Source organism: Flavobacterium sp. W20_MBD1_R3 (genome assembly GCF_052119725.1).
Classification (GTDB): domain Bacteria; phylum Bacteroidota; class Bacteroidia; order Flavobacteriales; family Flavobacteriaceae; genus Flavobacterium.
In genome coordinates this window covers 25648-37951 of record NZ_JBGQOR010000012.1, presented here as the reverse complement: position 1 = coordinate 37951, position 12304 = coordinate 25648, and the positions used below count along the sequence as shown (strand labels likewise).

Below are 12304 nucleotides of genomic sequence, written 5' to 3'. Positions count from 1 at the left end.
GTAACTTAAACAATCATAAGATCATTTAAGGTTTAATTCTTATATGACTTATATGTTAAATATTATTCCACTCATTTTTAGTATGACATTAAATAGGTCCAACTACTTACATTTAGTAAAACCTAAATTTGTTTTCAAAATAGTTTTACAACCTGTCTTTTACGTATTCAATAGCTGTTTTGCCGTGTGCTTTTGGTTTCCCATCTGCATCTAAATTGACCATTGTTGTATGATCGATTGTTATAATTGTTTCACGTGTCATCATGTTTCGTGCCTCGCATTTTAGCGTAAGAGAGGTATTGCCAAATTTTACAACATCAATTCCAATTTCGACAATATCTCCTTTTTTTGCGGAACTTCTAAAATTGATTTCCGACATGTATTTAGTTACGATTCGTGTATTTTCTAATTGTATAATCGTGTACAATGCTAATTCTTCATCGATCCAAGCTAATAATTTGCCGCCAAATAAGGTTCCGTTTGGATTCAGATCTTCGGGTTTAACCCATTTTCTAGTGTGAAATTTCATGTTTTTTCTTTATAATCGTAAAAATAAGCAATTGTTGACGCAATTTTATTTAATTTTAAAGAAAAAATAATGAGCGCACGCGATACTTTTTTAAAAGAATTTCGAGGACAACTAATTGGTTCTGTAACTATCCAATCTACAACAGAAGAATCCTTTCAAAATGAGGTACTTCGCCCCATTCTAAAGTTGCAAAATGATATATTTTTAGCATCATTCCTTAATTATATCAATAAAAATAAACTTGATTTTCACAATCAAACAAATGAAAGAAAATTAGCAATGACGGAAAATGCAATACAAAAAGATGTCAAGTTTAGAAATACACTAAAAGGAATGATTGTAGGATTATTTACAACGGATGAATATACTATTTACGTGAAAAATTCTTCCAACATCAACAAAAGAATGATGAGTATGCTTGTGGAACGATTAAAGAGCCAAATACAGCAGACAGAGAAATAAAAGAGCTCTACTGTACTTTTTACTTTGCAATAATTGATCTAGTGAAGATATAAAGTATTTTAAATGAATGTGTTAGAAATCCATTTTAATGAGTGTTAAGGATCGATTTGCCAATGAAAGTGTTCCTAAATTCGTACTCCATCTTATGTCAATACTTTGACCATTAGTAATTGTTGCCTTAGATAATACTGTTATCACATCTGCTTTAAATACCTTACTAATTACAGTTCTAGTAGAAGTTGGAATTAAAATATTGTTTTGATAAACACTAAATGTCGCAAAAATACTGTTATCAATAGGATAAGGAGTTGTTGACGGTCCAAAAACTTTGATATCTGTAGTTTCAGTAAAACCAGTTATTGCGCCAACATTTGATCCAACATGACCGTTAACAAATGAAATACCTGTGTTTTCAACAGCTCCTGAGGAAGTAAAAAGTGAGAAAGCAGATACTATTCCTAGATTAATGACAGAGTTTCTTAAAGGCGCATTTATTGTTGAAGTATTTGTAGTTATAGCACCAATTGTTGAAAGCATTCTTCCTTCTAATATACAAGAAGTTCCCATTGCAACAGCAAATCCGTGGGATAGAAAATTACCTTTTACAGTTGAATTAGCCCCAATACTTATTGCTCCTTCCGTAACCCAAAAAACATTTCTTGCTTCAGCGCCATTTGTCAAAAAAACATTAATTGCATCTCCAATACCCAATGCACCATTAATCTTAAAAATAAAAAGAGAGTTTGAATTATTTTGCCCATTCAAATATAAATTACCTGCAACTGTAGCACTAGCATTCACGTAGTAAACCCCGGGAATTAAAACTTCATTTAACCCAAAAGAAAGCGAATGTGTGGTATTTGTTGGGGTCATAGCGTTAAGCTGACTGTAAGCTGCTAATAAATCTACAACTCCTTTTGGCGTAGTTATAAAACTTGCCACATTCCCTGGATCAATATTGTATTCTCCATTAAAAGTAACGGCATACGTGCCAGCACCAGGCGACAAAGTCATCTCGCTGATCACTGAATCCGAATCAAGGACTGTAGCAGCCTGATTTCCGGATTCTACAACTGAAATTGGACCTCCAGTAGATCCTCCAGTACTGCCAGACCACAAAGCACCACCAAGTCCGTCACCTTTATTGGTTTCTAATTGACTTGTAGTAAGGTTATAAATAGTTAAACCAATGGCTGGATTAGCGATCAAAACTTGTTGATCTGTTGTCATTCGCGGTGGTAGAAACCCTTTTATCGTTGATTTTAACTCTAAAGTCGAAGAGGGATCTGGAGTAAGTGTGCCAATACCTATTTGCGCATTAGCAGTTCCAAACAGACTAAAAAAAATGTAAGTCAGTAAAAAAAATTTAAGATTCATAGTTCTTCTCTTATTGTTGTTAGTTTAATCAGTGTGCCGTTTTAAATATAATCCTGTTCCCAAAGATTAATCCGCCATTGTCAGTTTTTCTGCAATATCTAAACTTATCTTGCTCCCCTACAGCGATGACTGACAAAATAATACTAATGGCAACTAATGTTTTTTTACCATCCTTTAACGACTTATAAAAAGCTGGTATAAATTAGCTTCATTCATTACATTATTACTGTTAAATCTTGCTTTTTTATCTAACATTAATTAATGTAAAAATTTTATTTCTAACCTCTAAAATTCCCGTAGATACATTCCATCGAACTTCAATAGGTTCATTCTCTTTGATTGTTGCTAAGGACTGCAATGAAATTTCAGAAGTATGATTTGATTTTAATCTTTTTCTGATGGAGTCGACTATTAGTTCGCCACCTTGATACAAACTAAATGTTGCTGTCGCGCTTGGTGAGACAATCATAGGTGTAATAACTGTTGTGGTTATGATGCCAGCGCCTGCAAGGAGAACTGTTCCATCAATTATAGATGTTGAAAACCCCCCAATTATACCATGATTAGTTCCAAGATTTCCAGTAATATATGAAATTCCAGTTCCATTTAAAGCTCCCGAACTGGTGAAAATTACAAATGAATCCAGAATACCTAAATTAATAGAAGAACAGTTCGTAGGCGGTATCGCTGTCCCTGGACCAAAAGCAATTGCTCCAAAAGTAGAAAATAATCTCCCTTCAAGTGATCCGCCAGCACCCATGGCTACTGCACCCCCATGAGAAATAAGTGTTCCTTTCATTATTGTTCCAGCACCTAAGCCAATTGCTCCTTCGGCAATCCAAAATACATTACAGGCCGAAGCTCCATTTTTTAGAACGATAGAAGTTCCTGCTCCTGTATCGATCGCAGCACTTGATCTAAAAATGAAAACAGAATTTGGATCGCCACCTCCATCTAGAGTTAAAACACCTGCAATGGATAAGGCTGCAGCCGTAGAATAAACCCCAGGTAACAGTGTTTCTCCACTGCCAAACGTAATTGTATGTGTAGCATTAGTTGTAGCAATAGCCATTAATTGAATGTAAACTGCCTCGAGGTCTAACACTCCTTGTGCAGAATCATAGGGAACTGTCGTTGTGGTTGTTATACTGGGTATTGTTTGTGGTTTATTTGTAAATTCACTATTAAAATAGACCATATAAGTGCCGGCTGGTGGTGATAATATCATCTCGGGGATCAATTCATCAATAGGAGAAACGGTCAAAACTGTACTGTTAGAAGTAACGGAATGATATTGATTAGTATTTGACAAAACATATTGAGTGGTTGCAAATTGTTTAGTATTTGTACCTAGTACTGCCGTAGTGCCTATATTAGGACCCGTCCATAAAACATTCTCCGCAGTAGTACCAACATTAGTCTCTAGTTGACCTGAGGTAGTGTTAAAAATTGTTAAGCCAAGTGCTGGATTGATCACAGCTGCTTGTTCCACTGCTGTCATTCTGGGTAATAAAAATCCTTTATTCGTAGCAGTTAAATCCAAAATAGCTGAAGCATCTGGAGTTGCAGTACCAATGCCGATTTGAGCATTAATAGTCCCAAATACATTACATAATAGCACAGTAACTAATAGCGAGTACATTTTCATTGCAGTATTATTTTTATTTTAAAATTTATTCTCCCTTTACTCTCACCAGCCTATTAAACGGTATTACACTAAAAGCCTATTTCATTTTTATGCAGTCAAAAATTATCTAACATGAAGAAGGGTCAAAATTCTATTTCCTAATGTTAGAATGCCTGTGTTTGTTTTCCATCTAATATCAATGGTTTGCCCTTCACTAACTGTAGCAATAGCTTGAAGCGCAATTTCAGCTGTATTTGCTGTGCTTGTCCGCATTCTCTCAGAATTGGCTACCAAAACTCCATTTTGATAAATACTAAAACCAACACTTCCTGCTTCTGGGGCTTTTATTTCTGGGGAAATTTCTATTGCACCTGCTGGAGGGAAAATTATTCCATTAATACCAGAAGGAGCATCTAATCCAGAGATAGGTCCTATTGAATTCGTTCCCACATCTCCAGTAATTGTTGATATGGCTGTATTTGCAATAGCACCATCAGCAGTAAACAAGCCAAATCGCGAAGCAACACCTAGATTTATAAAAGTATAATCTGGGGGTATTGTTAATATCAGATTATCACAGGTAAGTGCTCCTGCTGTAGACAACAACCTTCCTTCAATTATACAGCCTGCTCCCGCTGCTACTGCAGCACCATGCGAAATTATTGTTCCTTTAATTTTTGTAATTGCTCCAAGTCCGACTGCTGCCTCAACCACCCAAAAAACATTACAAGCACTAGCTCCATTAGTAAGTAAAACAGTAGTTCCAGCTCCTGTATTGAAGGCAGCACCTATTTTAAAAACAAATATAGAATTACTGTTGTTTTGACCATCTAGCGTTAATGTTCCTGCCATAGATGCAGCTGCAGCAATAGAATACACACCCGGTGTTAGTGTTTCACCATTTCCAAAAACAGCAGCATGATCACTATTTGTTACTGGAAGGGAATTTAACTGATTGTAAGCTATCAGAAGATCTGCCGCAGCCTGATTTGTACTTACCTCAACAGCAGGAACCGTTGCGCTTGAAGATGTGAAATGAAACTCACTGTTAAAATTTACGAAATATGTTCCCGCTGGTGGTGCTATTGTCATCCCGCTAACTATTATGTCTGCCGTTGACGATGTCGAGATAAACCCTAAACCACTCAGGGATTTATGATTGTTTGTATTAGCAAGAACGAATTCAGTAGTTGCTAGTTGAGTAGTATTTGTGCCAAAGGGTGCTGTATCGCCTGATGTTTGTAATGCAGTCCACAATACTCCGCCAAGTCCATCGCCTTTATTTGTCTCAATTTGTCCTGAAGTAATGTTAAATATGGATAATCCAATGGCTGGGCTTAATAAGACAGTTCGTTGATCCGTAGTCATCCTTGGAAATAATAGCCCTTTAGTTGTTGAACTCAAATCCAGCAGCGCAGAGTTATCAGGTGATGTGGTTCCAATACCAAGCTGAGCATGCGTGACAGCCCACGAAAACAACAGGAATGTAACTACTATTTGATTATAATTTTTCATTACTGGATTTTTTATTATTTTATTCTATGCAGAGTTGCGTATAACAACTGAATCAATGAACTTTTAAATTAAACATAACATAGTAAACTTCTGAATATTAATCAGCAATTTAAAACTATCGTACTTTAATTATGGTCAATGTTCTTTTACCTAACGATATTTTGGAACCATTTGTACTCCATCTTACATCAATTGATTCACCATCTAAAATTGTTGCGATTCCTTGTAAAGAAATACTAATTGTACTAGCATTACTGGTTACTGATCTTGTAGACTCCGGGATAATAATTCCATTTTGATAAATACTAAATGTTGCGATTGCTTTAACATCATTTTCAACAACTGTAGTTGTAGTAACTGATGTTTCAGATCCAGATCCATATGTAGCGGTTCCGCCCGCAGGAATTATTGGATTTGAAAGTGTTCCCGTCTCAAAACCAGTAGCTGCACCAGCATCTGATAAAATAAAACCGTTATAAATGGAGGTTGTATTTGCTCCATCTATTACATTCCCTAAACCTCCTGCATGGGTATAAATAATAAAAGGAGCAACAATACCAAGGTCTATAGATGAAGTCCCAAGTGGTACACCTGCTGTTCCTGGTCCAAAAGCGATTGCTCCACCACCAGACAACATCCTACCTTCAAGTTCACTACGAAATCCAACAGCGATTGCTGCTGTTCGAGATATTAAATTCCCTTTTATAATACAATCAGCTCCTATTCCTATTCCACCTGCAGCCAACCAAAAAACATTACATGCTTTTGCACCGCCTGTCAAAGTGATACTAGTACCAACAACTGAATTGATTGCTCCATTAGCTGCAAAAATAAACAAGGCATCAGAATTACCTTGTGCATCTAAAGTCAGATTACCAGCTAACGTTATGGCAGCTGGGATAGCGTATTTGCCAGGAGTAATTGTCTCTCCAATTCCAATAATATTAGAATGAGTAGAATTAGTAACAGTAATTGCATCTAATTGAGCAATTGCAGTAGTAAGAGCTGCAAAACAGCCCACTGTGTTTATAGTTACTATTCCGGGAGTAGTCACGGTAGTTGTGGTTGTTATTGGTTCGTTTTTATATTGACTATTAAAACTTACAGCATATGAACCAGAAGATGTGGTCAATACAGATCCTTCAATTGCTTCATCAGTAGTTGATATTGTTGTAACATCTGTGTTTGCAGTCACCGTTTTATAATTAGATAAATAATCATTCCAACCTGACTGAAAGTAATTGAATCCTTTTGTTGTTGTATTGAAAATCAAAAGCCCTTCAGCTGGTGATGCAATTAAATTGCGTTCCTCTAATGACATCCTTGGGACAAGCAAGCCTTTAGTTGTCGATGCTAGATCCAAAATCGATGATGCATCTGGGTTCGCCGTTCCAAGGCCAATCTGAGCTGCACAATTTAAAGATATGGTGAGTAATAAAATTTTAATGACATTTTTTATAGTTTCCAATATTGCTCTATTAAATTATTTATTATTATTTTACTTTAAGCACGGTCAAGGTTCTATTTCCCATACTCAGTTGTGCGCCTGCGGTTTTCCATCTCACTTCAATTGGTTGACCTTCGGTGATAGATGCTATTGATTGTAATGAAAGATTAGCCGTACTTGCGTTACTAATTAGTTTTTTAGTTGAACTTGGAATTAGCACACCATTTTGATAAATGCTAAAAGTTGCTAAATTATTAACATTATTTTCAGTAATTGTTGTTGTAGTGATTGGTGTTAACGATACTATTGGTGTACTACTGGTCACAAAAGAACCTACAACAGTAGAGATTTCAAAACCCGTTATAGCACCCAAATTTGTACCTATATTTCCAGTAATTGTTGAGGCAGCAGTATTACTTACTGCACCATCGCTTGTAAATAAAGCAAAATTAGCTAAACCTCCTAGATTAATTGGTGACAAGCCTAAAGGCACACTTGCTATTGCTGGACCAAATGTTAATGCTCCTGCCATTGAGAACAATCTACCCTCTAAATTACAACCGGCACCTATTGCACCAGCACCAGCTTGAGCAATCATAGTCCCTTTCATAGTTGAACCAGCGCCTAAACTTGGCGCACCTCCAGAAACCCAAAAAACATTTCTTGCTTCAGCACCATTTATTAATTCTACAATTGTAATAGCTCCACAAGCAAAGGCACCACCTACTTTAAAAATAAAAAGTGCATCGTGATTGCCTTGTGCGTCTAGCTTTAAAGTTCCAGCAATTGAAGCTGCAGCAATAAATGAATATACACCTGGAAAAAGCGTTTCTCCACTTCCCATAGCGGGCGCATGAGTTGCATCTGTAACCGGAATTGCCATTAATTGATCATTTGCGGCTACTAAATCTATAACAGCCTGAGCAGTCCCAGAGGAAGGCGTGGTTGTAGTACTTGTTGTAGTTGAGGCATTATTATATTCACTATTGAACAAAACGGAATAAGTCCCTGCTGGTGGTGACACAATCATATCAGCAACTAAAATATCTGTCAAAGAATTAGATGTCGTTGGGATGATACTATTCACCGTTGCATATCCCCCTGTATTTTCCATTACAAAAGCTGTTGTTGCTAATTGTGTTGTATTTGTTCCTAAAGGCGCGGTAGTTCCTACTGATGAAACACTTGACCATAATGCAGCTCCAAATCCATCCCCTTTGTTGGTTTCTATTTGGCTTGTCGTTATATTATAAACTATTAATCCAACAGCAGGATTCACTAAATTCGATTGTTGCAAAGTTGTCATTCGTGGCATCAAAAATCCTTTAGTTGTTGATGATAAATCTAAAATAGCTGATGCATCCGGACTAGATGTACCTATCCCTATTTGGGCTATACTATTTAAAGAAATTATAAGTAATGAAATTATAAAGTACTTTTTCATTTTAGTTTTATTTAGCTATACCTAATTGTACTCTACTACAAGTTATGGGATATTAATTAGTGTTTATACCTGTTATCATTTTACTGAACTAGTCTACTATATCACTTTAATAGTTACTCCTACTGCAATAGTTGCAATGGTTGTACTGAAATAGATTAATTTTCTTTTAAGTCCTTTTCTATTTAAAGTATTCAAGTGTGTAGCTATAGACTCCTGCTGGATAGACCTCATTATACATACCGTTTCCTGTTACGACATTATCTGCTGTAACTAGTGGATCAATGCTAAAAGAAGTAATTCCTTCTCTAAATGTTTTACCTCCTTGAAAAGTTGTCATTTTATAATAACCAGTCATTCCAGTTGGTGTTGCCACTGTAACTGTAGCTGCTGTACCCACAGCAGTAAATGTACCCGTCAAAGCATACACTTGCTTTCCATCGATGGATGTTAAAGTAACAGTTTCAGTTGAAGCAATATTTTTAACGCTTGTACTGCTTGTACTTCCTAGTGATTTCCAAGTTCCACCTTTTACGGCGGTACTTTTATTATCATAATACCAAAAACCAGGCGTTACAGCAATTATAGCATCTGCAGCAGTTGCTAATGTATTGCCAGTTCCTATATTGTAAACTATCATTCCGTCAAAACGACTTGGATATGAAGTTCCAATACCTACTGGCGATCCACTAAAAGATGCGAATGTGGTTAAATCCATTCTTGGATAAATCAAGCCTTTCCCAATATTAGTTGATAAATTATTTGATGAATTTGATGAAGCGTCTATAAATGCTGAACTGCTAGATGCAACAGTATTGTTTATGCTCCTGCCAATTCTTACTTGTCCAAAAGACGCTGTACTCACAACTAATACTGCAGTTATAAGTTGTATTTTTATTTTTGTGTTCATTTTTATCTTTTTAGTATTAATATCCTGAAACAATTGACCATGAACCAGCACCACTACCGCCGAGATACATTAAAATTAAACTTTGATCAGCAGGGATCAATTGTGATGCACCTTCTCTCGGTAAAGGAGATATATCCATAGCAGCTGCACCATTATTTGAAACATAATATTTTTTACCAACTGCTATCCCTGAGGTTGGTAATGTAAGTGTAAGATTTTCAACGGTAATTGTCAAAAGAATAATATCATCAGTAGGAAGAGCGGTATAATTTCCAGTTATCAATGCTGTTACATTAAGTGGTACTGCAACAGCAGGTTCATTTTTAACCCATGTTGTACCATTATTAGCATACAAACCTGGCGTCACATCATTAGTGGTTGCTGTATTATATACAACCATTCCCGCAACATGCCCCGCTAACGGAGTAAATGCATTTGTGCTAGATAGTGCAACACGAGGGAATAAAATACCTTTGTCTGTTGACTCTAATTCCAAAATAGAAGAACTATTGAGGATCTCTGGATTAGTTCCTATTTTTACTTGTGCGCTCGCTATTAAACCTAAGGCTAAAGCCATTGTTAAAAATATTTTTTTCATTATAATGTATTTAGTTTATTAATTATTTTTTGTTGACCATTTTTTTGTTTACGGCATTCCCATTTTCAAGAAGGATCTTTGCAATGTAGATCCCCTCTGCAAAAGGAAATGAAGCACTACTTGTCTTTGCACCTATTTCATTTACAGCAAGCACTTGCTTGCCCAGAATATCATAGACTAAAATATCTTTAATTTCAGATATACAAGTGATAGCTAAGACACCCTTGTCAATGTACGCGACAGCGCTGTCATTCTCAAACTCGACATTTTCTAGTGTTTTATTAGCATAAACTAATTCAAAACGGTTGTTTGCTAGTGCAGTCTTTGATGAAAAAGTGTAATTAGAACGTGTCAAATCAATATAAGTATTGAGCTCTAGATCATGTAAATAAACAGTTACATCTGTTTGAAAAACTCCTTCTTTATCGCTAATACTTAATATGAAATTTTGATTTTCTACTCCTGTTTTACTAACCCCTAATGCAACCACATCAGTTGGATTAAAAGTAGGTCTGGCATTGATTGCAAGTTTTCTTCCATCGTTTTCCATAATGCTGTATAATTGCGCTGTACTCACTGAATTTCTTCCGGCATCATACATACGGTCGTAGCCAAGAGTACATTGTGGTAAATAGGAAACGACAATTTGACTGAATACTCCATTATCCCCCACCATATTTACTTTGTAGCGATCCATAGCAGCGGGAGCAACTTGTTTATATAAAGTGGTATTATTACCCGTCAATCGCATACAATTGGTAAAGGTCACCGTTTTGTCAGCGCCTAACGCTTTGACCATAAATCCTTGACCAGAAGCAATTTTCCCAGAAAAAGTAGTTGGTATAGAGGCCACAGAAGTAAATCCCGCTTTAGTATAAGCCATATAATCAGCTTGATTGTAAGCAGTGCCACTGCCTACAGAAGGTGTTTGTTGATGCCATATATAAATTACCCCATCAATATCAGTATTACTTTGTAAAAATTTATCAGCGTCCAAAGCACTTGGGTAGGGATTAGCCAATAAATTATGACTCGTTCCTCCGTTTAAACTATTAGGATTATTAGTAATACTCACAGTTATATCGCCATTATTAGCGGTTCCTGCAAATTTGAAATACACAACTGCAGTAGTAATCTCTAAATTTAAGGGTGCTTGTGACTTCACTCTTGCAATGAAACCTTTACCTACTTCTGTTTGCACTAGCGGTTTCCATCCTCCACCAATGCCAGGTTGGTAGTAATGTTTCATTTCAAAAGCATCGGCCAGGGTTGCACCAATTGCTTTAGCATTAGCTAACTGACCCATAACATTTCCAGCTATAGGAGAACCCCAATACACATAATCATACCGTTTTAATGCACGTGTTTTCTTTGTGAGTTCTATGGTAGGATTGTCACTACTATTACTGCGCTGGACCACACTTGCAGTACTTGCCATAATTATTTTTCCAGTTCCAGTGATACCGTTAACAACTTCAATATATTGACCGTCTAATAATGTAATATCAGCATTTAGCGCTAAACTATTGCATACAAATGATCCTGTTTGTCCTGCCACTGATACTGTTACAACATCGCTTAGCGTAGGTGTCGCAGAAAATCCTCCATTATAAGTTATTGCGCTGCCAGCGGAAAAAGTTAACTCTGGACAATCTAAACTTGTTGTACCTAATGAAAATGCGCTATAGTTCTCGACTGCTATTGTAGTGCTTGATGTAATAGATCCCGCAGTAGTAGAAGTCAATCCTCCCAAAACCGATGTACCATCTATACCTGAGGAAATGACTTCCCATTTACTACTGCCAGTATTGTACCCTACTATTGTCATGCTACGTAATTCAGTAGTACTTACTGGTCGTGAATTACTCCATGTCAAGGAAATTTTTGCATTAGATCCTTTAATCTTCCAATATTCAGAGGATCGAACAGCTGTAACATTTCCATCTAAGCCACCTGGAAAGTCAGTAAGAGGATTCGTTTTGAAATAAGCGGCACCAACCCCCGTGCTTCCAACACTTGGCGTAACAACGACAGGCGCATAATATTTAGTGATGCCAACAGTTTGACCAATTGGTATTATAAAAAGGTTATTTCCAAGTGTATTGACCCAACCATCTATAAAAAAACTGCCATCAGCGACTGTACTTGCATCGCCTCCTATAGATAATACTCCATTGCTACCAGTCTTAGCCGTTTTTGTACTCGCACCTACTGCTGCAGTAAAAGCACCTGTTTTTAAATAAATACTGGTACTTTCGCCTATAAATAGTGATCCGTGGTTGTACATTTGTGCTTGAGTGCTTATGGATAGGAAAACGATTCCTATCATGGTAAGACCTCTTAATGTGTAGTTTATATTCATTTTTTAAATTTTCAAAATAATAATTTTTAGTACTGT

10 protein-coding genes are annotated in these 12304 nt (G+C 36.4%); 1 reads left to right on the top strand and 9 read right to left on the bottom strand.

The genetic code is table 11. The annotated features are described in order from the left end of the window. Positions 1 to 145 precede the first annotated feature (145 nt). On the bottom strand, positions 146 to 529 hold the full coding sequence (locus tag ACEN2F_RS13000) for an acyl-CoA thioesterase (RefSeq protein WP_441739798.1): 384 nt from the start codon (positions 527 to 529) through the stop codon (positions 146 to 148). 69 nt (positions 530 to 598) lie between these two features. On the opposite strand from ACEN2F_RS13000, the gene ACEN2F_RS12995 reads away from it, so the two are divergent. After that, positions 599 to 991, top strand: a complete 393-nt coding sequence (locus tag ACEN2F_RS12995; RefSeq protein WP_441739795.1) for a glyoxalase — start codon at positions 599 to 601, stop codon at positions 989 to 991. A gap of 72 nt (positions 992 to 1063) precedes the next feature. Here ACEN2F_RS12995 and ACEN2F_RS12990 read toward each other — a convergent pair whose 3' ends face one another. From ACEN2F_RS12990 to ACEN2F_RS12955, 8 genes are all read right to left on the bottom strand, one after another. Continuing rightward, entirely contained in the window at positions 1064 to 2368 is a 1305-nt protein-coding gene (locus ACEN2F_RS12990; protein ID WP_441739792.1) for an ice-binding family protein, read from the bottom strand. 244 nt (positions 2369 to 2612) lie between these two features. Continuing rightward, the gene (locus ACEN2F_RS12985; protein WP_441739789.1) at positions 2613 to 4016 is read right to left on the bottom strand and encodes an ice-binding family protein; all 1404 of its coding nucleotides are present in this window, start codon (positions 4014 to 4016) and stop codon (positions 2613 to 2615) included. A 102-nt stretch (positions 4017 to 4118) separates the two neighbouring features. Continuing rightward, positions 4119 to 5510 carry an ice-binding family protein gene (locus ACEN2F_RS12980; protein WP_441739786.1) on the bottom strand — a complete coding sequence of 464 codons (1392 nt, stop codon included), beginning with the start codon at positions 5508 to 5510 and terminating at the stop codon, positions 4119 to 4121. 115 nt (positions 5511 to 5625) lie between these two features. Beyond that, positions 5626 to 6978 (bottom strand): ice-binding family protein, encoded by a 1353-nt coding sequence (locus ACEN2F_RS12975; RefSeq protein ID WP_441739783.1) that lies wholly within the window; start codon positions 6976 to 6978, stop codon positions 5626 to 5628. A 25-nt stretch (positions 6979 to 7003) separates the two neighbouring features. Continuing rightward, the gene (locus ACEN2F_RS12970; protein ID WP_441739780.1) at positions 7004 to 8401 is read right to left on the bottom strand and encodes an ice-binding family protein; all 1398 of its coding nucleotides are present in this window, start codon (positions 8399 to 8401) and stop codon (positions 7004 to 7006) included. 178 nt (positions 8402 to 8579) lie between these two features. Beyond that, the gene (locus tag ACEN2F_RS12965; RefSeq protein ID WP_441739778.1) at positions 8580 to 9308 is read right to left on the bottom strand and encodes a hypothetical protein; all 729 of its coding nucleotides are present in this window, start codon (positions 9306 to 9308) and stop codon (positions 8580 to 8582) included. A gap of 16 nt (positions 9309 to 9324) precedes the next feature. Continuing rightward, positions 9325 to 9885 (bottom strand): hypothetical protein, encoded by a 561-nt coding sequence (locus ACEN2F_RS12960; protein WP_441739777.1) that lies wholly within the window; start codon positions 9883 to 9885, stop codon positions 9325 to 9327. A gap of 43 nt (positions 9886 to 9928) precedes the next feature. Next, complete coding sequence (locus tag ACEN2F_RS12955) at positions 9929 to 12268, bottom strand: hypothetical protein (RefSeq protein ID WP_441739774.1); 2340 nt, start codon at positions 12266 to 12268, stop codon at positions 9929 to 9931. Between the last annotated feature and the right edge of the window lie 36 nt (positions 12269 to 12304).

What these genes read in the sequence shown, in the direction of transcription:
- ACEN2F_RS13000 (WP_441739798.1), bottom strand. Translation starts at nt 529, where the DNA reads ATGAAATTTCACACTAGAAAATGGGTTAAACCCGAAGATCTGAATCCA.
- ACEN2F_RS12995 (WP_441739795.1), top strand. Translation starts at nt 599, where the DNA reads ATGAGCGCACGCGATACTTTTTTAAAAGAATTTCGAGGACAACTAATT.
- ACEN2F_RS12990 (WP_441739792.1), bottom strand. Translation starts at nt 2,368, where the DNA reads ATGAATCTTAAATTTTTTTTACTGACTTACATTTTTTTTAGTCTGTTT.
- ACEN2F_RS12985 (WP_441739789.1), bottom strand. Translation starts at nt 4,016, where the DNA reads ATGAAAATGTACTCGCTATTAGTTACTGTGCTATTATGTAATGTATTT.
- ACEN2F_RS12980 (WP_441739786.1), bottom strand. Translation starts at nt 5,510, where the DNA reads ATGAAAAATTATAATCAAATAGTAGTTACATTCCTGTTGTTTTCGTGG.
- ACEN2F_RS12970 (WP_441739780.1), bottom strand. Translation starts at nt 8,401, where the DNA reads ATGAAAAAGTACTTTATAATTTCATTACTTATAATTTCTTTAAATAGT.
- ACEN2F_RS12965 (WP_441739778.1), bottom strand. Translation starts at nt 9,308, where the DNA reads ATGAACACAAAAATAAAAATACAACTTATAACTGCAGTATTAGTTGTG.
- ACEN2F_RS12960 (WP_441739777.1), bottom strand. Translation starts at nt 9,885, where the DNA reads ATGGCTTTAGCCTTAGGTTTAATAGCGAGCGCACAAGTAAAAATAGGA.
- ACEN2F_RS12955 (WP_441739774.1), bottom strand. Translation starts at nt 12,268, where the DNA reads ATGAATATAAACTACACATTAAGAGGTCTTACCATGATAGGAATCGTT.